The following is a 23,677-nucleotide window of genomic DNA, read 5'->3' on the forward strand; positions in this document are numbered from 1 at the left end:
TAAAAGTGGATCATCTTATTCAGGTGATCCACTTTTGTTTTTGGCCTCCCCGGTACTCCCGACAAGTCGGAAGGAGGTTGGGCCTTATCTAAGCATTCCTTTAAACTTTGTTTTTCCAAGAGCCGCATTACTAAACAACACTTCTTCGGTTAATCCGAGGCGTTGTTGCGGCGTAACGGCCATGCGGGCATAAGAGCCGCTGCTGATAAAATGCAGCACAGCGCTCAAACAGGCTTCATTGCCATCGCCCCAGTTTTTATCGAGTCCATCAACCACCTGGTGGTCAAGGGGTAACCCGTTAAAATAATTTCCCTCTCCTAATTTATTTACTGTACGGAACGATACCGGGAAAATATACCAGTCAAATACCGGTATGGGATAAAAGCCAACCGGTTTGCCATGAGTATGGGTGGGACCGATCAGTTGTACATCCATATAAGGCTTTAAACTGTTTATCAACAGTTCACTGGCCGAAGCGGTGTTCTGACTTACAATAAAGAACAGGCGGTTAAGATTGAGGCTTCCTTTTTTTGTAAAATTCTCAGTGGTATTGTAGGCCAGGTATTTATCATTGAACTCTTCGGTAAGCATTACCTGCTTATCACCGGCAGCAGGCACCAGGTAATTCGCCAGCAGATTCTGCACCGACACATAGCCACCGCCGTTATAGCGCAGGTCAACTACAATATCCTGCACATGCTCACTGCTGAACTTATTAAAGATGCGTTCAAATTCATTGCTGATCTCTACGGTATCGCCCAGGAAAGAATTGAATACAAAATAGCCGGTTTTACTACCATTGGTGTTATACACAGAATCGAACAACACCGGATGTTCACGATAAGAAGAAGCCTTTAAAGTAATGGTAGTATCGGTGTTATTGGGGCGGGCAAAGACAAAAGTGCCAACAGGACTTTGATACACCGCCCTGACGATATCGTTTGAATTAGCGATTGTGAAATTGGCAACTCCGTTGATCTGCTTAATGTGCCAGCTGCGTTTGATACCAGCTTTACCCGAAGGGGATTCGCGCTCTACATACGATACGCGCAGATCGTCATCGGCATAGAAAAAAATGTTCATCCCAAAATCGCCGCCTATACCGGTGCTCAGTGCATTCCAGTCAGATTTCAGCATGGCGAAACTCCACCTGTCAACTGGCACACTGAACCCCGGTTCTGCGCTGTAGGCCCTGATGCCTTCCATAACCGCATTGGGATCGGGAAACATATGTGGATCGAGCGAGGCAGGAATGTTGTTATGCCACAGATAAATATCACGTGCATAATTAACAGTAGTGTCAACCTTGACCTCACTGCTAATAACGTCATGATTTTTTCTGCAGCTTGCCAGCGAAATTCCAACTATGATAGCGCCTGCTACAATCGTCTTCATAAAATGAAACTGAACTTTTTCTATGTGACCTATATCAGGTATAAAGTTGCTAATTCAAATGCACATTTTACATAGGAGGGAATAATAAAAGAATAACTTTAACAAGTTACAACTATTTGAAGAAAAAGTTCACTTTCGAACAGGGTGAGCCCTCCGCCAGTTGGCGAATGACCCCCTAATCCGGCTAGACCGGAATGCTGCAGTTGATCCATTCGGGATCAAAATGCGCTTTATATTTTTTGTAGAAGTTAATGGCCGGTTCGTTCCATTCCAGCACCTGCCATACTATTCCGTTGAATTGTTTTTCCTTTGCCTCCACAATCAATTGATCGAACAGCTTTTTGCCCAGGCCCTGCCCCCGCATTTTCTCTGTAACGATCAGGTCTTCCAAATACATCCGCTGGCCCTTCCAGGTACTGTACCGAATGTAATACATAGCAAAGCCTTCTACCTGTCCGTCAACTTCTGCTACCAGCGCCCACCAAACCGGTTGTTTGCCAAAACCACTTTCCACAAAATGTTCCATGGTAACGGTCACTTCCTGCGGAGCTTTTTCATATTCCGCCAACTCGCGGATCAGTTCCAGTAAGCGGGCACAATCTTCTTTTACAGCACGACGAATAGTAATCTTCATGTTTATTTATATAAATGAATATGCTAATTGATCTTAAACTGGCATGTTGTTGTCTAAGTCGCCGTTACAGGTTACAAGGTTACAGGTTTCAAGGTCTCCTGCAACCTGAAACTCCCCTTTAGGGGGCTGGGGAGAACCCGGGACCTTTTACAAAACGGCCGGGTTTGGCGCCGGTGTGCTCGCCGTCTTTTAATACCTGCACGCCGTTCACCAGCACATGCCTCATGCCGGTGGCAAACTGATTCGGTTTATTATACGTGGCATGATCCTCAATGGCGGCGGGGTCAAAAATAACCACATCGGCATAATTACCGGCTTTCAGTTCACCGCGTTTTTGTATACGTAAATTAGTGGCCGGCAATTTACTCAGTTTGCGAATGGCTTCAGCCAGCGATAGCACTTTTTCTTCCCGCACATATTTTCCCAACAACCGCGCTACATTTCCATAAGCGCGGGGATGACAATTAAACTGCAGAAAAACGCCTTCGGGTGTATAGGAACCTTCATCGGAGCCAAAACTTACCCAGGGCAATTGTTGTTCCTTCTTAATGTTCTCTTCATCCATTAAGAAATAAATAGATGCAATATTGGAGCTGTCTTGTACGAGCAGATCCATTACTGTTTCTTCCGGTGAGGTATGGCGAATGGCGGCGATTTCGGCCAATGATCTACCGGTGTATTTTTTCAGACTGTCCTGTCTGAAACCTACCAGCAGGATCTGATCGGGCGACCCGGCCGCTACATAAAAGTTCTCCCATTTATCGGTAGGCGTATCCATATCATGGATGGTTTGTTTGCGAATGGCAGGATCCTGCAGGCGCTCCCTCAGTTTTCCAAAACCACCATCCTGTAACGTGGGCGGCAGTGTGGCGGCCAAACCGGTGCCACCAGCCAGATAATTGTACATATCGGCAGTTATATTCAGTCCTTCTGCCCGTGCCCGCTCAATGCGGCGGATCACGCTATCCATTTTACCCCAGTTGCTTTTACCAGCGGCTTTCAGGTGATATATTTCGGCGTGGATATGCGCACGTTTGGCTATATTGATTAACTCTTCCACCGCTTCATACAACTGCGTGCCTTCACTGCGTATATGCGAAATGTAAGAACCGCCATAGTGGCAAGCTTCGTCGCACAACGCCACCAGTTCATCGGTTTTGGCAAAGAACGCCGGCGGGTATATCAGGGAAGAACCAACGCCCAGCGCGCCTTCTTTCATGGACTGCGCCACCAGTTGCCGCATACTTTCCAGTTCGGCTGGTGTGGGATCGCGGTTATCTTCACCAATGATATAACGGCGAAGCGTGGTGGCGCCCACAAAGGAGGCCACATTGCACGAAACGCCTTTATGTTGTAAAAAATTCAGGTATTCGCCCAGGGTTGTCCACCCTACCTTGTATTTGATCGCAGTTTGCGCCTGCTCCATTTCTTTTGCCATCACAGGAGACAGCGGCCCCATGCTTTCCCCCTCGCCCATCACTTCAAGCGTTACGCCCTGCCGGATGTCGCTTTGCGAACGGCCATCCTGGATCAATGATTCGTTGGCCCAGCTTAGCATGTTGATGAAACCGGGCGCTACCGCCAGGCCTTTTGCATCTATCACCTGGCGCGAATGGGCTTCGCTCAGGTTACCGATAAAAGCAATGGTATCGGCATTGATGGCTATATCGCCCGTATAAGGTTGTTTGCCATTGCCATCGTAGATGGTGCCATTATGGATTATAAGATCGTACTTATTTGCTTCTGATAGTTTACAGGATACACCAATTGTAACTATACCAAGCATCATTAACCAGGGGTAGTGTTTCATATAGTAGAAGTTGCAGGTTTCAGGTTACACGTTACAGGTTTCAAGTTTCAGGTTACAAGTCATAAATAGCAATTCTGCATTAAGGTCCCTGTAACCCTGGAACATGGAACCTGGAACTTTTGCTTAGAATTACAAACCACCTAATGATTGTTCCAGGTCCATAAGTATATCCTGCACATTCTCCATACCTATACTCATACGTATAAGTCCATCCGTAATGCCATACTGCTCCCGTTGCGCTTTGGGCACGCCGTAATGCGTCATGGAAGCGGGGTGGCACAACAAGGTATCACAAGTACCCAGCGACACGGTGCGCGTACACAACTGCAAGCGATCCATCATTTGCACGCCTGCCTGCAAACCACCTTTGAGCTCGATGCTCATAATGGCGCCGGGGTGCCGCATTTGTTTGCTGGCCAGGTAATAATCAGGGTGTGAGGGTAACCCGGTGTAATTCACTTTAGCAACCGCTTCATGTGTTTCCAGGTAATTCGCTACTTCTGTAGCGTTATGACAATGACGCTCCATGCGTATTTCCAGGGTGCGCATCCCATTTATCAACAGGAAGGCATCGAATGGATTGCTGTTGCCGCCAAGGAGCTGTTGGGTTTTGGCGGCTTTGTCGTTCATAAATTCAATGTCACGCCCTAACAACACGCCACCGACTGCGGTACCATGACCGTTCAGGAATTTGGTGGTGGAATGCATGATAAAATCAACGCCATACCGAAATGGTTGCTGCAGGTAGGGCGTGGCAAAGGTATTGTCACAGGCTACCAGCTTGCCGTATTGTTTGGCGAGTTTAGTCAGTTCGTCAATATCTACGCATTGCACTGTGGGATTGGCCGGTGTTTCGAGGTACACCATGCGTATTTGCGGATCGGCCTTCAAGGCTTCTTCTGCTTTATTCAGATCGCGCAGGTCGGCAATCACGGCTTCTATGCCCAGGCCGGGCAGTATTTTATCCATCAATTCCTGCGAACCGCCATACAGGGAAAAATGCGACAGTATTTTATCACCTGCTTTCAGGTTCGACAAAAACAAGGTGGTTATGGCAGCCATGCCCGATGCATGCAACAATGCTTTTACCGTGAGGGGGAGGCCATTGGCATCCGGTACACCAAAACATTCCATGGCGGCGATCTTTCGCTCAGCTTCGGTAAAGGTTGGGTTACCCCAACGGCTATAGATATATCCTTCTTCCTGTTTGCTAAAGCGACGCATTCCCTGCTCGGCCGAGTCGTAAACGAAAGTGGAGCTGGCGTAAATGGGTGTCAGGTGTGCATAGTTGGGATCCTGCTCGTGGCCGGCATGTATTGCCAGTGAGGTAAAGCCTGTATATGGGAATTGTTGATTTGCCATGTGTTCGAAGATACAGAATCGTGAATGGTCAATGACCAATGGTGAATGGATTTCTCAATTTTGAGTTTCCTAGTTAGTTCGAAATTGAGAGAATCGCGAGTTATTCACCATTGACCATTCACCATTGACGACTAGTATCCCCACTTAATCAGCGTAGCACCCCAGGTAAAGCCACCGCCAAAAGCTGCAATCACAATGTTGTCGCCTTTTTTCAGTTGACTTTCCCAGTCCCACAGACACAGCGGAATGGTGCCGGCCGTGGTATTGCCATATCGTTGAATATTCAGCATTACTTTATCGTGACTCAAACCAATACGATCGGCCGTAGCATCGATGATGCGTTTGTTGGCCTGGTGTGGAACCAGCCAGGCGATATCATCACCGGTGAGGTTATTTCTTTCCAGCAGTTCAGCGCTTACATCGGCCATACCTTTTACGGCTGCCTTGAATACGGGCTGTCCTTCCTGGTAAATGAAGTGTTCTTTATTGGCAACTGTTTCAGCAGTAGCGGGGCGTAATGAACCGCCTGCTTTCATGTGCAGGTGCGCACAGCCGGCCCCATCGCTTCTCAGGATGCTATCCTGTACGCCGTACCCTTCTGTATTGGCTTCCAGCAATACGGCCGCACCGCCATCGCCAAAGATGATGCAGGTAGTACGATCGCTGTAATCTACAATGGAACTCATTTTATCGCCACCGGCTACAATCACTTTCTTACACCGGCCGCTTTCAATCAATGCGGCGCCGGTAGTAAGGGCATACAAAAAGCCGCTGCAGGCGGCCAGCATGTCAAAACCCCAGGCATTTTTAAGACCGGCTTTGTGGCATACCAGGTTAGCGGTTGAAGGGAATATCATATCAGGTGTAACCGTTCCAATTACCAAAGCGTCAATTTCCAGGGGGCTGATACCTCTTTTTTTCAGGAGTTGTTCTACAGCGGGGGTCAGCAGGTCTGAAGTACCTTTCTGTCCTTTTAAAATTCGTCTTTCTTCAATCCCGGTACGGCTCCGGATCCATTCGTCGTTGGTATCTACTATCTTTTCTAAATCTGCATTAGTCAGCTTGTCTTCCGGAACAAAACCACCAACAGCTGTGATGGCGGCAGTAATTTTTTGCGTCATGCTACTTTTATACAAGTTTGATATTGAATTATTTTCAAGAACAAAATCACTATCAATGAGTAAATAAGCTGGCAAAGATAGGATAAAGCAGGTTATCCCCCAGCCCCCTAAAGGGGAGCCGTCAATCGTCAATCGTGAATCGTGAATGGTTACCGGTTGCCAGTTACCGGTTGCCGGTTTGCCTGTTACCGGTTCAGAGTTTCGGGTTCTGAGTTAGGGTTGCCGCGACGCAAACCTTTGCCCTTTGCCTGCTGCTTTTTCTGGCATTATTTCTGACCTTACTATAACGTTCTCATTAAGTAAAAGTTATATGAAAACCGGCCGAATTATGAAATCGGCACATTCGGCAAACTATCAACCAGAATCCGTTATTTTCGTCCTATGATCGCATTTGTAAGAGGACAGTATGTTCTAAAAACACCCGCCGTTGTGCATATAGAGGCCAACGGTGTAGGCTATGAGCTGCATATAAGTCTGAATACCTATTCACATATCCAGTCGCTCGACAAAGGACTGTTGTATACGCACTTGCACATTAAAGAAGATGCGCATACCCTCTATGGTTTCTTCGATGTGGCAGAGAAAGAGTTGTTTCTGCAGTTGCTAAGCGTATCCGGGGTGGGTGCAGCTACCGCCCGAATGATGCTGTCTTCCCTGAAACCCGAAGAGCTTTCACACGCCATTGTGCAGGGGAATACCAAACTATTGGAGTCAATAAAGGGCATTGGGAAGAAATCGGCCGAGCGTATCGTATTGGAACTGAGGGACAAACTTAGCAAAACCAAACCAGGTTTAAATATTTCACCTTTGGTTAACAATACGCTGGAACAGGACGCGTTAAATGCCCTGATCGCACTGGGGATTGCCCGGTCTTCAGCCGAACAGGCAGTACAACGCGTTGTAAAAGCGGAACCTTCTCTCAGTGCAGTTGAAGAAATAATTAAGAAAGCTCTAAAAACAATATAAGCCTATCGGACTGGAACTCTACCTAACTAATTCTTTAGAGAAGATTGTTACGCTCATACAGAAACCGATTAACCATTGTGTTAATAGCTGCTTGTGTTGGGTTGAGTTCAACCGCAAGGGCTTTCTATGCTCCATTCCAGGATACCAGCAGAAAGCAAACATCAGCTATTGATACACTGAAGTATCCCCTGCACGACCGGCGGGGCGATTACTTTACCTTTCCTCAGCGGAATTCCATGGGCCTCAAAGACCCGGCTAATATCCAGGATTCCATAGTTTACGATCCCAAAACAAAGCAGTACTACATCATTGAAAAAATAGGCGACTTCTATTACCGGAAGCCTACCTACCTCACTTTTGATGAGTTCATGAAGTTAATGGGCAGTAAACAGGAAAATGATTACTTTAAGAAAAGATCGAATATTCTCAATGATCTCAACCGAAAAATGCTGAAACCAAAAATGTCGATGACAGATAACCTGTTCAATCGCATTTTCGGGAATGGCAAAATTGAGATCAAACCCCAGGGAGAGGTAAACATCATTGCCGGCTACCAGGGTCAGAATATCAAAAACCCGGCCCTGCCCGAGCGGGCCCGTCGAAACGGTGGGTTCGATTTTGATATGAACGCCAACCTCAGTGTGATCGGTAATATCGGCGATAAGCTAAAATTGCCCATCAGCTACAACACCCTGGCCAATTTCGACTTCGACAACCAGCTCAAACTCGACTATACCGGCAGCGATGACGAGATCATAAAAAAGATCGAGGCGGGTAATATTTCCTTCTCGTCAAAAGGAACGCTGATTCCCGGCGCCCAACAACTGTTCGGGATAAAAACCCAGCTGCAGTTCGGGAAACTGTTCATCACCGGTGTGCTCGCCAACCAGCGATCACAAAAACAATCGCTGGGTTTACAGGGCGGGTCGGCCAATACTTATTTTGAGTTCAAGGCCAACGATTATGAGGAGAACCGCCACTTCCTGTTAGCTCAGTACTTCCGCCAGAACTACAACAAAGCCATGTCGAAGCTGCCCATAGTGAGCTCGCAGGTGCAGATCATGCGGGTGGAAGTTTGGGTAACCAACCGGAACGGGTCCACCACCGAAACCCGGGATGTGGTAGGCCTGATGGACCTGGGTGAGCCCAATCCTTACTACCGTCCCGGCACAGGCAACCCTAATGCCCTTCCCAACAACGATGCCAACACGCTGTTTCGCGATATCATAAGAGATCCCAGCAGCCGCAACTCATCGGCCATTACCAGTAAGTTACAATCGATGGGGTTGAACCCGGTACAGGATTTTGAAAAAACATTTGCGCGGAAATTAAATCCAAGTGATTTCTCCTTCAATCCGCAGGTTGGCTTTATCTCTGTTAATCAGCCATTGCAACCAGACGAGGTATTGGGCGTGGCTTATCAATACAGCTATAATGGACGCATTTACCAGGTAGGTGAATTTTCGCAGGATGTGCCACCCGATACCTCCGTTAGCGGGGCCGGTACGCAAAAAGTGTTGTTCCTGAAATTATTGAAAGCCACTTCGCAACGTACCAACCTGCCGATCTGGAACCTGATGATGAAAAACGTGTACACCCTTAAAACAAAAGACGGAAGCTATTTATCAGGTGTACAGGCAGCAGATTTTAAACTGAACGTTTTATACGAAGAACCAAGTTTAGGCCAGAAGCGCTTTTTACCCGAAGGGGATAACCCCGGGGTGCCATTGCTTACCCTGTTAAACCTCGACCGGTTAAATGCACACAACGACCCCCTCCCCGATGGGGTGTTCGATTACCTGGAAGGTTTTACCATTCAATCGCAACAGGCGCGCATCATCTTTCCTTTTTTGGAACCGTTCGGTCACGACCTTGATTCCGTAGCCTTCCGTAACAGTCCGGCAGACATAAAAGCCAAATATGAGTTCCTTCCACTATACGATACCATCAAGGAAATAGCTAAAACCTACGCCAACCTCGACCGGTATGTCATCAGCGGTTATGCAAAGGGATCAAGCAATTCCGAAATTTCACTGGGCGCCTTTAATGTGCCGCAGGGTTCGGTAAGTGTAACCGCCGGCGGACAGGTGCTTAAAGAGAATGTGGATTATACGGTTGACTATAACCTGGGTACGGTGAAGATCCTTAACCAGGCCATTCTGAATGCAGGCCTGCCCGTAAATGTGCAGTTTGAAAACAATGCCGGGTATGGCATTCAGCAGCGAAACTTTATGGGACTGCGGCTCGACTATATGGCCAAACAAACGGCCAGGGAACAATTATCGATCGGCGCCTCATTGGTAAGGTTGGGTGAACGCCCATTCTTTTCCAAAACCAGTTACAATGAAGACCCTATTCGTAACACCATGTACGGCGTGGACTTCAACTACATGACGCAGGCGCCCCGCCTTACCAGCTGGTTAGATAAACTTCCTTTCTATCATACCACTGAAATGAGTACCGTTACCGCGTATGGTGAAGCGGCCTACCTGAAACCGGGCCACCCGCCGCAAATTGGTAAGGGCAGCGGAAGCCAGGTATTCATCGATGACTTTGAAGGCGCGCGCAATGCAATTGACCTGCGCTTTCCGTTGGTGAGCTGGGGCCTTTCTTCAACCCCTGCCGGCAATGGCCTGTTCCCCGAAGCTACCATGCGCGACACCGTGGATTATGGTTTTAACCGCGCCAAACTGGCCTGGTATAACATTGAACCGGTGTTGCAGGACAAAACAAGCCCTGATAACCCCATCAGCGATAAAAAGTTGCTGGACGATCCCCGCGTTCGTTCGGTGAATGTGAAAGACCTCTACCCGAAAAAACAAAATATCGACCTGGGTCAGGGAAGCCTGGTTACTTTCGATATGGCCTATTACCCTACCGAAAGAGGCCCTTATAACTATGATGCCCGTGCGGGAAGCGTGGACGCCAACGGCCGGTTATTAAATCCCAGGAAACGCTGGGGTGGTATTATGCGCGGTCTTGACCAGGTTGACTTTGAAACCGGCAACGTGGAGTTCATCGAGTTCTGGTTACAGGACCCTTATATCAAGAATCCCGGCAGCTCAGGTGGTGAACTGTATTTCAACCTGGGTAATATTTCGGAAGACGTTTTAAAAGATGGTAAACGCTTTTTTGAAAATGGCATCAGCGGTGCTGTTACCACGGCCCGGGAAGATACCGCTACCAGTTGGGGTAAGGTTCCGGCCAACCCTATACAGGTAACGCAGGCCTTTAGTAATGACCCCGGCGACCGTCCCTTGCAGGACGCCGGTTTTGATGGGTTGGTAGATGACGCTGAAAAAGTAAAATTCCAGGGTTACTTAAACCAGCTGCAAAGCATTGGCGTTGGCGGCGGTGCTATTGCAAATGCACAGAACGACCCTTCAAGCGATGACTACATCAACTACCGCAATGCACAATTCGGCTCAAACGATGGTATTCTTATCCGCTATAAAAACATCAATAACCCGCAGGGCAACTCACCCGTTGCCGGCAGCGGCGATAAATTTGTAAGCGCCTTTACCCTGTATCCCGACCAGGAGGAGTTCAACCGCGATAACACGCTGAATGAACTGGAAGAATATTTCCAGTATAAAGTTGAACTGAAGAAGGGAGATATGCACGTTGGTGCCAACTACATCACGGATAGCGTTATCGTTCACCCAAGCCTCAGCGAAGCCGAAACCTGGTACCTGTTCCGCGTCCCCATCAGGGAATACGACAAGAAAATAGGTAACATCCCCGACTTCAAGTCGATCCGTTTCATCCGGATGTACCTGACCGGCTTCGAAGATTCAGTAGTGTTGCGTTTTGGCAAACTGGAGCTGGTACGTAACCAATGGCGTGGGTTCAACTACCTGCTGGATACCACCAATCAGTATGTGCCCATTCCCGCCAATTCCCCCACTACGGTAAAACAACTGGCAGTGAATGTGGAAGAAAATTCATCAAGATTTCCTGTTAACTATAAAACGCCTCCAGGCGTAGTTCGTCAGCAACAATTAAGCAACAACAACGTAAACCTGTTGCAGAACGAGCAATCACTGAGCTTACAGGTTTGTAACCTGAACAAGGGCGATGCAAGAGGGGTATTCAAAAACCTTAGCCTCGATCTTCGCCAGTACAAACAGTTACAGATGTACGTACACGCCGAGTCGGTAAAAAGCGACGGCGACATTAAAAACGGGGAGCTGTATGCCATCATCCGTTTGGGTAATGACCTCATCAGTAACTTCTATGAAATAAAGATCCCCCTGGATATGACGCCCTGGCGAACCACCGATGATGACCTGATATGGCCGGCAGCCAATAACCTCGATCTGTCGCTCGACAGGTTGACTAAATTAAAAGTAACACGCAATAGCACCAGCGGCAATAGCTATAAGTACTACGAGGAAACGGATGCCGATGGTAAACAGTTTGCGATCCTTGGTAACCCCAACCTGGGTGAAATAAGGTCATTCTTTATTGGGGTGCAAAACCCCAATCGCCTGGATGCCTGCACCGAGGTCTGGTTCAACGAACTGCGGTTATCGGGCCTCGATGAGCATGGCGCCTGGGCAGCTACCGGCCGTTTAGACATAAAGCTCGCCGACCTGGGTACTGTATATATCTCCGCCAGCGCCAGAACCGCCGGCTGGGGAACGCTGGAACAACGGGTGAACGAACGCTCACGCGAGGCCTACACCCAAATGGATGTTGCCACCAACCTGGAACTGGGTAAACTGTTGCCGGCTAAAGCAGGTATTTCCATCCCGGTGTACGCCAGCTACCAAAAAACAGTGACCACTCCTGAATACGATCCTTACGACCTGGATATAAAACTGAAAGACAAACTAAAGGCCGCCACGGCTGCTCAGAAAGACTCTATACGTAACGATGCCATCGATGTAAAAACCATTAAAACGGTCAACTTCACCAACGTGAAGAAGATGAATACCACTGGTAAAAAACAACAGATCTGGAGCATCGAGAACTTCGACGTAAGCTATTCTTATTATAAAGAAGAACAGCACAACCCGCTTATTGATAACAACGCGGTAGTACGTCACCGTGCGGGATTGGGTTATAATTATACTTCTACTCCCAAATACTGGGAACCGGTAAAGGGCATGATTAAAACAAAATCGCCCTGGGTAGCTGCTGTGAAGGACTTTAACATTAACCCCCTGCCTACCCTGCTTGGGTTCAGGGCTGATATAAACCGCCAGATGGGCATTTACCGGCCACGCGCCGTGGGTACACCCAAGAACCTGATACCCGAAACATACGACAAGTACTTCACCTTTGACCGTACTTATAATTTACGCTGGGACTTCACCCGTTCGCTGAACCTCGACTTTACCGCGTTGAACCGCGCCTGGGTTGATGAAGACAGCGGACGCCTGGATGAAGCAGAGAGAAAACGCATGTGGCATAACTTCTGGAAAGGCGGCCGTACCATTGAATACAACCACAAAGCAACGGTATCGTATACACTGCCTACCAATAAAATACCATTCCTTGACTGGACAACCATTCGCGCGGGCTACACGGCTACGTACGATTGGCTGGCCGCCTCTCAGCTGGCACGCGAACTGGGTAACACCCTTTCGAACACGCAAAGTAAAAACCTGACGGCCGAACTGGACTTTACCCGGTTGTACGCCAAATCGAGGTTACTACGCGCCTTTGATGAGGATATGCCGGCGGCCCCACCGCCACCGCCGGGAATGGGCGATAAAAAAACCGATTCAACCGGTAAAAAGAAACGCGATAAAAATGCACCCCTGGAGTTAAGTGGCGCTGCCAAATTTGGCGGCCGCATACTCACCATGTTAAAACGGGTGAATGTGCAATACTCTGAAAACGCCACCGCCACCATTTATGGTTATACCGATAGTACGCACGTGCTGGGGATGAACTTTAAATCGATGGCGCCGGGGCTTGGGTTCATTTTCGGTAAACAGCCCGACACCAACTTTGTGAACATGATGGCGCAAAAAGGCTGGCTATCGGCCGACTCGAATTTCAACTACCAGAACCGGCAGGATTACCAACAGAAACTGAATATAACGGCCACGCTTATTCCTGTCAGGGACTTAACCGTTGACCTTACACTGGATAAAACATTTGGTAAAATGTACAGTGAGTTGTACAAAGACACCACAGGCACCGGCCAACACTTTGCCCGGTTGAACCCGTACACCTCCGGTAGCTTTAGTGTAAGTTATATTGCATTAAAGACCATGTTCACGCCGGTTAGGCCAAATGAAGTAACCACTACTTTCCTGAAATTCCAGGATTACCGCATGATCCTTTCGAAGAAGTTAGCCGAGCAAAACCCTTATTCCAATAAGACGCAAACTTCTGATGGCTATTACACCGGTTATGGCCGTTATGCGCAGGATGTATTGATCCCTGCATTCATTGCTGCGTATACCGGCAAATCGCCAGACAATGCGCCGCTGATAAAACAGGATAATCCAAATATCAGGTCGAACCCGTTCTCCGGCATTTTGCCAAGGCCCAACTGGCGGCTTACCTATAACGGGTTAACAAGGATCCCGGGCATGGAAAAGATCTTCACCAACTTTACCATTTCGCATGGGTATACCGGTTCATTGAGCATGAACAGCTTTACCTCATCGTTATTATACCGGGATTCTGCACGACTGGCGTATCCTTCATTTATCGATACGCTTACCGGTAACTATATTCCTTACTTCCTGGTGCCAAATATCTCCATCAGCGAGCAGTTTGTACCGTTGATCGATGTGGATATGCAGTTCACCAACCAGCTCACAGCGCGGTTTGAATATAAAAAGTCAAGAACGGTAAGTTTGAGCTTGATCGACTTCCAGCTCAGCGAATCACGTTCAACCGAGTTTACCATTGGGGCCGGTTACAGAAAGCGGGGCGCTTTCTCCTGGATCAGGTTCAAAGGCAAGCCGCTGCAGAACGATGCCAGCTTCAGACTGGATGTTGGATTGCGCGACGACATTACCGCCAACAGCCGGTTAGACCAGGACCAGTCTTTGCCCACCAACGGACAAAAAGTAATCACCATTAACCCAACAATAGATTATGTGATAAGTAACCGGGTTAATCTGAAACTATACTTTGAGCAACGCAGGGTTGAACCGAAGATCTCTACTTCACCGCCCATTACCACTACGAGGTGTGGGTTGCAGTTAAGGATCTCATTAGCGCAGTAAGAAATAAAACGAAGCCTCTGGTTATACCGGGGGCTTCTTCTTTTTAAGGGCAGAGGGCCCTCCTACGCTAAAGCTTCGGCGGGCAAGGCAAAAAATAAAGCCCCAATGTTACCGTTGGGGCTTTATTTTATATAAGCTTTTTGTATTCAGCGTTCAGTCTTAAGCGTTCTGCGTTAATTTTTGGCTGTAGGTTCCGGTTTCTTCATCAACATTACATAACCACAGAGTTTCTTTTTTTGTTTGTTTACCTGAACCGGTTTTATCATGTGGTACTCACTAAACTGCGGCGTATAAGTATAACTGATAATATTACCATCCACATCGCCCCATTGGTTTCTTTTATATACAACCTGGCGTTCATTCCAGTCATACATACGTACCTCATATAACTTCGAGGATGGGTCACCGATAAAAACAAACTGGTAAATTGTACCACCCGTCATAGGTAAAACTACGGGTAGCTCATACTCGCTTTCCATTTGAATGGAGGCTTCGCGTAATAGTACATATCCCTGTTCAGAGCTGACTTTTTTTATGCTGTCAACCGCATGTTGGTAGGGATTGCCTTCACAATTTTGAAGCTTGATCACATCACTCTGGGCCCTTAAAATAGGGGAAAATAGTAAGCAAAAACATGCAATTATGCATGTGCATAGGGATTTACACATAGGTAATGGCTTTAAAGCAGGATTTTGGAATTTGTCGCAGTATAAAGCTACACAAATCGCCGGCTCCTGCAAGTAGTTTTGCTAAGATTTCACATATTCTAAATGAACCATGTATTACAAAGCATTAAAATACCTACTCAGGCCTACCAGTTTCCAGTGGAAAACTACCAGGCACAAGAAAAGTATTTTAGCACGGAAATTACCGATGCAGGTAAAAAGAGTTTGCCTGGGCTATACAGGTAAGCACCAGATCGTTAATACATACATGTGGTGGTAGAGTAGTAGTATAATATACAACGTCAGCTACGTCATTAGCGGTAAGGGGTTGGTAGCCTTCGTACATTTTATCAGCAGCTTCTGCGTTGCCTTTAAAACGCACCATTGAAAATTCTGTTTCTGCAGCACCGGGATGAATACCGGTAACTTTTATTTTGTGCCGCACCAGGTCAATCCGCATTGACTGCGAAAGCGCATCAAGGGCGTATTTAGAGGCGCAATATCCATTTCCCCGTTCATACACTTCCTTGCCTGCAATAGATCCTATGTTAATAATATGGCCTTGCTTTCTTTCTATCATGCCGGGCAACACGGCCTTTGTAACATACATCACGCCTTTCACGTTAGTGTCGAGCATGATCTCCCAGTCTTCTGTATCAGCATCTTCGAAATAATCACGTCCCAACGCTAATCCAGCATTATTAATGAGGATATCAATCGTAACAAAGGCTTGTGGTAATTGTTTAATGGCAGTAAAAACATTTTCACGATCGCGTACATCAAATTCGAGGGAATGCACCGGTACATTATAATTTTGTACCAAGTGTTTTTCCAGTTCAGCAAGCCGGTCGGCCCGGCGACCGGTAATAATTATTTTGTAATTATTGGCGGCGAATTTTTCAGCCATTGCTTTTCCAAAACCTGATGTAGCTCCGGTGATTAGTACTGTTTTCATGAAAGAAGAGAAATTTGATGCGAAAGTAATTAAAGAAAGGCAATAGGCAGTGGGAGTCGTGAATCGGCAATGCAGATTCGTCGCGAGCCTACAACTAAATCTAATAACTTAAGAACCTACGAACTGAAATTTGAATACAGAACCAGAACTTAAAACTTTAAACTTTGAACTAAAAACTTTTATCGTAACAAAATCGCAGTACCCTTCCTCATTACCACTTTACCCGTATAATCAGTTCCTTTCGCCATCCATACATAGGTGCCGGGATCTTGTGGTTTGCCGTTGAGGGAGCCATCCCACCCTGTTTCGGGTGAATAACTTCTGTATACCATTTGTCCCCATCGATTAAATACGCAGAAATAATCGAGCGTGGCAATACCAACCGGTATTGGCCGTAATACATTGTTGCGGCTGCCACCCGGTCTGAATGCATTGGGCACAAAAATATCAGGCGCCGTTTTAAATACCTTTATATTGATGGTATCGAGGTCATAACACCCTTCAGCGGTATAGGCTTTTAACTGGTAGCTGAAATTATCATCCAGCATAGCAATGGGACTAGCAATATCGTTCCGGTTAAGGTGCAATGGCGGTAGCCATTCATAAAAATCAGAACCCCGCCCGTTTAGTTGCAATGGCTGGCCCACCACAATGGACGTGTCTCTTCCTGCAAAAGCAATGATCTCATTTTTCACCCTCACCACTATGGTATCTCTGCCGGGTTTGGGACAACCTAACGTATCATACACACTAAGCACATACGAAGTTGTTCTTTTGGGCCAGGCCAGCGTATTCAAACTGTTTGGATCACTTAAGGTACTCATGGGGCTCCAGAAGAAACGGTACCCCACCATGCTGGCATGTATGCTGGCTGTATCTTCATAACAAATCAGCGTATCGGCCCCTGCCCTGGCTATAGGGTATGGAATGGTGCGCAAGGTTACATCATCTTCCGTAAAACATTTACCGATATGCGCCACCACATGATATTTGGTGTTTGATGTTGGCCGCACCCGCGGTTGCTTTATATTGGGGTTATCGAAATAGCCGGGAATATCCGAAGTCCATTCAAATTTCAACCCATCGGTTTGCGGGTTCAACTGAACCGTATCCGTAAGGCAAATGGTGCTATCCACCCCTGCATCAAGAGTTACAAAATCAACCACCCGCACCCGCACATCAGCCGTATTGATACAACCATTTTCGTTTAAGGTTACGGTATAGGTAGTAGTGATCTTTGGCCACACCAATGGTGTAGGCGTATTTTCATTGAGGATATTATATTTAGGCGCCCAGGAGAAGACCCCATTTCCGCCTGCGATCAGGGGCAAGGTATCGATGCTGCAGATCAGGGTATCGGTAAAGGGCAGGTAAATGGCTGGTTTATCCCGCACATCGGCTTTGTTGGTAACAGTACCCACGCACCCCTTATCGCTTTCTACTGTGAGCGTTACATTTTTTAACCCGGTAGTGTTGTACTTCCAGGTTGGGTTTTTCACGGTCGATACATCTGCAGTAGTAGTTTCATCACCAAAATCCCAGCTCCATTTAGCCGCGTGCCCATATTTTGAAGTAGTTTGATCAATGAACTGTAAAGGCAATAGTAAACAACTGCCCTGCACCGAAAAGGCGGGGAAGAAACCGGGATACACTTTTGCCAGCGTTACGGTTTCATCTTCACACTGTCCGGCCAGTACCACTTTCAATTTAACCGTATAGGTACCGGTGTCTTTATATTGGTGCTGTATCCTGCCTTCAGGATCGGTAGTGGTTTCAGGTGGCGAACCATCGCCATAATCCCAGGTGTATACTGAACCGGAGGGATTCACCTGCTCGTTTTTAAAAGTTACCAGGAAGTCGTCGCAAAAAGAATAATTGGGATTCAGCAGGGCTTCCAGCGGAATACAATCCGACACTTTCACATGCACATCCTTGCGATGGATATTGATCAAAACGCCCTGGCGGTATTCATATGCACAAACCGTTATCACATACTGCCCGATAGTTGAAGGGGCAATACCACTGATAATCCCTGTTCTGGAATTAATGGTCACCTGTGCGCCCAGGGGCGCATTCCCATTAAAAGGCGATTGATAATTCAACGATGAATAAGGCGGCGTGGAGGCTGTAACGGGACTGGGTGAACCGGAAGAAGCGCCTATAAAACCACTGCAGAAAGTATAAGCGATGGAATCGGTACCATCAGGTTCTGTTGCAGCAAAGCTCAAAGTAAAATTACTGCCGCGGCAAATGGCGGTAGCATCGTTGGGCAAAAACCGGGGGCTTGAATTTTTATAGGCATCCGCCAAAATATTGGTGCCGGGAATTTCGCACATATATGTTGCACCCACTGAATTACTGGGCGCCACCATATTTACGATATTATTGATACGGCAACAGCGCTGATAGGCAATGGTGTATCCGTTGGCATTTATGGGCACTGTAATAATTGTGGAAAACGAGCGCACCCGGTAACACACATCTGTAGGAGGATTGCTGATACAGGGGTTGGAATTGGGATCGAACTTCAGAAACACATCGCCGATGTAAGGCGCCGTAAACGGACTGCCACGCAGTTGTCCATTAGAAGATTTATCAAAAACGGTCAACTTGATCTCGGTGTCAAGCTGCCCGCTACTCGTGGCATTACAGTCGATATATAACTTTAAAGTAACACGGTATTGAGAAGTATTGGCATCGCTTCCGGGTCCCAGGTACTCATAAAACATTTCCCCACCCTTGATATGCTCGGCAAAGAGGGACTGGATCGTTCCAAAAAATAACAACAAAGCTATCGCCAGGGATCTTCTCATTAGGCTGGGCTACAACACCGTTTACGTTATACAAATTGGCCATGCATCAAAAACTCTTCAACGAAAACGTTACTTAGTTCAGGTTCTTCCCACATTCCCATATGACCGGATTGTTCAAGTGTATGAATATATGACAATCCAGGCATATAACACTGTTGCACTACCTGCTCATATGGTATCGTGTTATCTAATTTTCCCATAATGAACAATACAGGGCGGGAAAAGTTTTTGAGAACGCTGGTCCTGTCAGGGCGCACTATCATGGCCCGGTAGTAATTTACGAGCGATTGGCTAACAAAGTTGGTGTAGCGGGCTAATAATTTATGCACTAGTTCGGGCTGGTGCTTTTTTGATACATCGGAGAAAAGATTGGGGTAAGATTGCTCTAAAAATTTAGCAGCGCCATATTGCTGGATGAATTCGATGCCCCGGCGGCGGGCCGTCTTTTTCTCTTCACTATCGGCATACGCAGTGGAATGAAACAACCCAAATGATTGCAGGCGGTCGGGATATTTTTCTGCAAACGCCAGGGTAATATATCCTCCCATACTATGCCCTATCACGCTGGCTGTTTTGATATTTTCCTGGTCCAATATGTGGTGAATGCATTCGGCAAAATATTCCATCGACCAGTCAGCATCATTAATGGGTGAGCGGCCACTTCCAGGAAGGTCTGGTATGATTAGTTGAAACCTGCTTTTTAAATATTCTACCTGGTGCTCCCACACAGTGCCATCTTCTGCAAAGCCATGTATCAACACAACCGGCTTTCCCTGCCCTTCTACACGATAAAATACCGGTTTATCATTTAGTAGAATATTGTTTTCTGTTGCCATGACCTGAAGGTACTACAATTCAATATTTATCCTTCTGGCGTTGTGGAAATTGTTTGGGACGTTCGTAGTTACTCGTTTTGTAAAAGGTAAATTCCCGCGGAAATAACTCCGCAGCAGAATGATGCCCAGCAACGGCAATACGCCAACATTTATTTGTTGTGGAATAAAGAACCAGCAAAGCGTAAATAATGCAGTGAGCACAAATACGATCCGGAAATATTGTTGCAGCCATTTTCTTTTTAAATACACTACAAAGGCAACAAAGAAATGAGTAGGCAATGCCCAAAGCACATTAAAGTTATTGCGGCAAACCGTATCAACGCGGATAACCCATAAGGTTACAACCAATAAACCAAAGATGCCTATGCATAGAAAAAAGACGCTGTCAAATACATTCAGAAAGGCCTTTACAAATCTGGTGGGAATGAAAGATAACAATCCAATAATTAAAAACAATACAGTGAAAAAAAGTACCGGCGGAAGATCGATCTGTGGCTTCATCAGTGGAAAGCGCACAACCTCCTGCTTGCTGGCTACTAATGGATGGCCGTCGGCAGTGGCACTGTCGAGCCCCCACATCAGGTAATCAGGCAAAAACATCGACTGGTCGTTGGTTACCCGGTCATCGAAATTACTTCCCAAACAAAGATCGATGCCAAACTTGCTCCAGCTTTGACCGCCTTTATCGAGATAAGTGTGTATCAGGTTTCGGTAAGTTGGTCTTTTTTCGGGAAGAATATTTTTGAAAACCACCGAGGCGCCGGTTTGCCGAACGATCATATCGCGGGCGCGGGTAGTACAGTTATCGGTATGAAAATAATAATTGTAGTACCGGTTTTGTTCCAGTGCATTTTGTTGCAGGGCAGCATACATCCGTTGTTTTTGTTCGCCGGTCAACAGCAGCTCCTGTTCTATTACCCCACGGTCTTCAGAATAGTATTCCTGTAAAAACTCCTGGAAGGAATAGTTAGAAAGGGCATACCGCATAATACCCCTGGTGAACTTTGCATAAAAGTTGGGATCGCGGTCGTCGAAAGTACCGTAGTTATAAACCATATCCACGCCGTGTATGCTGTCGGTAACCCGCAGGGCCGTATGACCAAATGTTGAATACAATTCCATGCCCGGGCTACAGGTAAGCAGGCTGATGCGTAAATGACTTGTATCCGATTGAGCTACGGCTTTTAAACAGCAGAAGGAGAAAACAAACAACAAAAATCTACTGAACTTCATCAGGATGAATTTAAAAAATTACAGGTTACAAGTTTCAAGTTACAGGTTTTTCACCTGCCTTCCCTGGAACATGTAACCTGCAACCTGGAACAAAAAACTATCTTCTACTATAGTTCGGTGCTTCTCTTGTAATTTCTATATCGTGTGCGTGGCTTTCTTTCATCCCGGCATTGGTAATGCGAACAAACTGCGCCTGCTGTAAGGCTTTGATGTCTTTTGCCCCGCAATAACCCATTCCTGATCTAAGGCCACCAACATATTGATAAACGATCTCGCTCAAGCTTCCTTTAAATGCCACCCGGCCTTCAATGCCTTCGGGTACATATTTTTTGATATCGGCTTCCACATCCTGGAAGTAGCGGTCGCCACTACCCTGGCTCATAGCGCCCAGTGAACCCATACCCCGGTATTGTTTGAATTTTCTTCCTTCATATATAATGGTTTCGCCAGGGCTTTCTTCCGTTCCGGCAAAAATGCTGCCCATCATTACCAGGTTGGCGCCGGCAGCCAGTGCTTTCACCATATCACCGGTGTAACGGATACCACCATCGGCAATTAATGGAATACCCATTTTATGTAGTACTGATGCCGCTTCCATAATAGCGGTGATCTGCGGAACACCTGCACCGGCAACGATACGGGTAGTACAAATTGAACCGGGGCCAATACCTACTTTTACCGCATCGGCGCCTGCTTCAGCCAACGCTTTTGCCCCGGCAGCGGTTCCCACATTTCCCGAAATCACCTGCAGCTTTTTAAAGTTTTTCTTCAGCGTCTTCAGCGCATCGATCACTCCTTTACTATGACCATGTGCGCTATCCAAACACACTACATCTACACCTATTTGTTGCAGCGCAGCAGCCCGGTCGAGCAGGTCGCGGGTAATACCCAGCGCTGCGCCCACCAGTAAACGGCCGTATGAATCTTTCACTGCATTGGGAAAGTCCTGCACCTGCAGAATATCGCGATAAGTGATCAGTCCAAACAAGGTACCGTCTTTTTTAACTATCGGTAACTTTTCAATTTTATATTGCTGTAAAATCTTTTCCGCTTTTTTAAGATTGGTGCCTTCAGGAGCTGTAATGAGGTTTTCCCTTGTCATTACCTCACTAACAACACGTTTGTGGTCTGTTTGAAAACGCAGATCGCGATTGGTTAAAATGCCAACCAGCTTTTTATTTTTATCAACGATGGGAATGCCACCAATGCGGTTTTCTTTCATTAACCGTTGGGCATCGCCAATGGTGGCTTCTTCATGCAGTGTTATAGGGTCCAGAATAAGGCCGCTTTCACTTCTTTTCACTTTCCGCGCCTGTTCAACCTGCTGTCCGATGCTCATATTCTTATGCAGAATACCCAAACCGCCTTCGCGGGCCAGGGCAATTGCCAGGTTGGCCTCCGTTACCGTATCCATGGCGGCCGATAACATGGGAACATTTAATTGAATGCTTTTGGTAAGCCAGGTACGAACCTCTACCTCTCTGGGCAGCACTTGTGAATAAGCGGGAACCAGTAAAACGTCATCGAACGTTAAACCTTCACCTAAAAACTTACTTGACTGGGGGGATTTTTTCTGTGGAGCACTATTTCTTGTTGCCATGTGCAAAGATAGGATGGCTCCCCAATACGCTCCAAATGAAATTTTAATGACCTATTTTATCACTTTATGATAAAATAATTAGTATTTTAGCGCTAAACTTATTAGTCTATGTCAACGGCCGGTAAAAATCTGAAGTACCTGCGCAAGCTGCGCGGATGGACACAGGAAGAATTTGCCACCAAATTACAGATCAAACGCTCTTTGCTGGGCGCTTATGAAGAAGAGCGGGCAGAACCCCGCATCGATGTACTGGAACTGGTTGGTGAATTGTTCAAACTCACCCTCGATGAGTTATTGCTGAAAGACCTGGCAGATACCAGGGGCAATTACCTGGCTAAACGACGCGCACAAAAACTAAGCGCCGGCACTAATGAAATACAGTTTGTACCGGTAAAAGCAGCCGCCGGTTACCTGGCTGGTTATGCAGACCCGGAATTTATTGATGAATTGAACACCTTCACCCTTCCCATGCTGGCGCCCGGCCAATACCGCGCCTTTGAAATTGTGGGTGACTCCATGTTGCCAACACCCAGCGGTTCCATCATCGTGGGCGAAAAGGTGGAAGACATCAACGATGTAAAGAACAGCTTCACCTATATAGTTGTATCGCGCAACGAAGGCATTGTGTACAAAAGAGTGATGAAGAACAACCGCACCAAGAATAAGTACACCCTTGTGAGCGATAACCCTACCTATCAGCCTTACCAGGTAAATGGCGAAGACATAATTGAAGTATGGAAGGCCACGATGATCATTGGAAAGGCTAATGCACAACCGCACTGGAATGTAAACCAACTGGCCAATGTAGTAAATACATTACAGGAGCAGGTGAGTTACCTTAAAAAGAAGATAAATTAGTAAGCAATTCAGTTAATACACTTCGAACAAATTGTTCCCGGTTACTGCGCCTTGCTTCGCTAAAGCTATGCCGGCATTCGGTCGCGAAGGTTCAGCGAGGCAAGGCCGCTCCCCGGTTTCCGGGCCTTTGACCAAGACTCCCTATTATTCTTCGGCATCACTTAACTGGGTAACCTGTAACCGGTGACTGATAACCGGCAACCGGTAACTTTTCTTGCAACTATTATTCAGTT

The 23,677-nt window shown here is 46.8% G+C and carries 14 protein-coding genes; 3 read left to right on the forward strand and 11 right to left on the reverse strand.

From position 1 onward, the window contains the following. Nucleotides 1-84 precede the first annotated feature (84 nt). The 5 genes from ACJ751_RS11175 to ACJ751_RS11195 form a co-directional block, all read right to left on the reverse strand. Nucleotides 85-1,395 (reverse strand): S41 family peptidase, encoded by a 1,311-nt coding sequence (locus ACJ751_RS11175; protein ID WP_407745576.1) that lies wholly within the window; start codon nt 1,393-1,395, stop codon nt 85-87. A 184-nt stretch (nt 1,396-1,579) separates the two neighbouring features. Further along, nucleotides 1,580-2,029, reverse strand: coding sequence for an N-acetyltransferase family protein (locus tag ACJ751_RS11180; protein WP_407745577.1), 450 nt, complete (start codon nt 2,027-2,029; stop codon nt 1,580-1,582). A 118-nt stretch (nt 2,030-2,147) separates the two neighbouring features. Next, nucleotides 2,148-3,839, reverse strand: a complete 1,692-nt coding sequence (locus ACJ751_RS11185) for an N-acyl-D-amino-acid deacylase family protein (protein ID WP_407745578.1) — start codon at nt 3,837-3,839, stop codon at nt 2,148-2,150. 129 nt (nt 3,840-3,968) lie between these two features. Beyond that, nucleotides 3,969-5,201 (reverse strand): trans-sulfuration enzyme family protein, encoded by a 1,233-nt coding sequence (locus tag ACJ751_RS11190; protein ID WP_407745579.1) that lies wholly within the window; start codon nt 5,199-5,201, stop codon nt 3,969-3,971. Between the two features lie 131 nt (nt 5,202-5,332). Then, nucleotides 5,333-6,322, reverse strand: coding sequence for a beta-ketoacyl-ACP synthase III (locus ACJ751_RS11195; RefSeq protein WP_407745580.1), 990 nt, complete (start codon nt 6,320-6,322; stop codon nt 5,333-5,335). 381 nt (nt 6,323-6,703) lie between these two features. Here ACJ751_RS11195 and ruvA point away from each other — a divergent pair, with 381 nt between their 5' ends. After that, complete coding sequence (ruvA, locus tag ACJ751_RS11200; RefSeq protein ID WP_407745581.1) at nt 6,704-7,288, forward strand: Holliday junction branch migration protein RuvA; 585 nt, start codon at nt 6,704-6,706, stop codon at nt 7,286-7,288. A gap of 77 nt (nt 7,289-7,365) precedes the next feature. After that, nucleotides 7,366-14,484 (forward strand): cell surface protein SprA, encoded by a 7,119-nt coding sequence (gene sprA, locus ACJ751_RS11205; RefSeq protein ID WP_407745582.1) that lies wholly within the window; start codon nt 7,366-7,368, stop codon nt 14,482-14,484. 173 nt (nt 14,485-14,657) lie between these two features. On the opposite strand, the gene ACJ751_RS11210 is transcribed toward sprA, so the two are convergent. The 6 genes from ACJ751_RS11210 to guaB form a co-directional block, all read right to left on the reverse strand. Next, nucleotides 14,658-15,074: a hypothetical protein gene (locus tag ACJ751_RS11210; protein ID WP_407745583.1), complete on the reverse strand. Its 417-nt coding sequence runs from the start codon at nt 15,072-15,074 to the stop codon at nt 14,658-14,660. Nucleotides 15,075-15,351: 277 nt separating this feature from the next. Beyond that, nucleotides 15,352-16,104 carry an SDR family NAD(P)-dependent oxidoreductase gene (locus ACJ751_RS11215; RefSeq protein WP_407745584.1) on the reverse strand — a complete coding sequence of 251 codons (753 nt, stop codon included), beginning with the start codon at nt 16,102-16,104 and terminating at the stop codon, nt 15,352-15,354. A gap of 179 nt (nt 16,105-16,283) precedes the next feature. Then, nucleotides 16,284-18,917 carry a PKD domain-containing protein gene (locus tag ACJ751_RS11220; protein ID WP_407745585.1) on the reverse strand — a complete coding sequence of 878 codons (2,634 nt, stop codon included), beginning with the start codon at nt 18,915-18,917 and terminating at the stop codon, nt 16,284-16,286. Nucleotides 18,918-18,943: 26 nt separating this feature from the next. Next, nucleotides 18,944-19,753 (reverse strand): alpha/beta fold hydrolase, encoded by an 810-nt coding sequence (locus tag ACJ751_RS11225; protein WP_407745586.1) that lies wholly within the window; start codon nt 19,751-19,753, stop codon nt 18,944-18,946. Between the two features lie 12 nt (nt 19,754-19,765). Further along, nucleotides 19,766-20,986, reverse strand: a complete 1,221-nt coding sequence (locus tag ACJ751_RS11230; protein ID WP_407745587.1) for a DUF4105 domain-containing protein — start codon at nt 20,984-20,986, stop codon at nt 19,766-19,768. 97 nt (nt 20,987-21,083) lie between these two features. Next, a complete protein-coding gene (gene guaB / locus ACJ751_RS11235; protein WP_407745588.1) occupies nt 21,084-22,586 on the reverse strand; it encodes an IMP dehydrogenase in 1,503 nt (500 codons plus the stop codon). A gap of 108 nt (nt 22,587-22,694) precedes the next feature. Between guaB and ACJ751_RS11240 the strand changes: the two genes are divergently transcribed. Beyond that, on the forward strand, nt 22,695-23,444 hold the full coding sequence (locus ACJ751_RS11240) for an XRE family transcriptional regulator (RefSeq protein ID WP_407745589.1): 750 nt from the start codon (nt 22,695-22,697) through the stop codon (nt 23,442-23,444). The last annotated feature ends 233 nt before the right edge of the window (nt 23,445-23,677 follow it).

Origin of the sequence: Niastella sp. (assembly GCF_045805085.1) — a bacterium.
Classification (GTDB): Bacteria; Bacteroidota; Bacteroidia; order Chitinophagales; family Chitinophagaceae; genus Niastella.

Bases quoted from the DNA above. Each gene is read 5' to 3' on its own strand.
- guaB (WP_407745588.1), bottom strand. From the start codon at position 22,586: ATGGCAACAAGAAATAGTGCTCCACAGAAAAAATCCCCCCAGTCAAGT.
- ACJ751_RS11195 (WP_407745580.1), bottom strand. From the start codon at position 6,322: ATGACGCAAAAAATTACTGCCGCCATCACAGCTGTTGGTGGTTTTGTT.
- ACJ751_RS11220 (WP_407745585.1), bottom strand. From the start codon at position 18,917: ATGAGAAGATCCCTGGCGATAGCTTTGTTGTTATTTTTTGGAACGATC.
- ACJ751_RS11225 (WP_407745586.1), bottom strand. From the start codon at position 19,753: ATGGCAACAGAAAACAATATTCTACTAAATGATAAACCGGTATTTTAT.
- ruvA (WP_407745581.1), top strand. From the start codon at position 6,704: ATGATCGCATTTGTAAGAGGACAGTATGTTCTAAAAACACCCGCCGTT.
- ACJ751_RS11180 (WP_407745577.1), bottom strand. From the start codon at position 2,029: ATGAAGATTACTATTCGTCGTGCTGTAAAAGAAGATTGTGCCCGCTTA.
- ACJ751_RS11215 (WP_407745584.1), bottom strand. From the start codon at position 16,104: ATGAAAACAGTACTAATCACCGGAGCTACATCAGGTTTTGGAAAAGCA.
- ACJ751_RS11230 (WP_407745587.1), bottom strand. From the start codon at position 20,986: ATGAAGTTCAGTAGATTTTTGTTGTTTGTTTTCTCCTTCTGCTGTTTA.
- ACJ751_RS11185 (WP_407745578.1), bottom strand. From the start codon at position 3,839: ATGAAACACTACCCCTGGTTAATGATGCTTGGTATAGTTACAATTGGT.
- ACJ751_RS11240 (WP_407745589.1), top strand. From the start codon at position 22,695: ATGTCAACGGCCGGTAAAAATCTGAAGTACCTGCGCAAGCTGCGCGGA.
- ACJ751_RS11190 (WP_407745579.1), bottom strand. From the start codon at position 5,201: ATGGCAAATCAACAATTCCCATATACAGGCTTTACCTCACTGGCAATA.
- ACJ751_RS11175 (WP_407745576.1), bottom strand. From the start codon at position 1,395: ATGAAGACGATTGTAGCAGGCGCTATCATAGTTGGAATTTCGCTGGCA.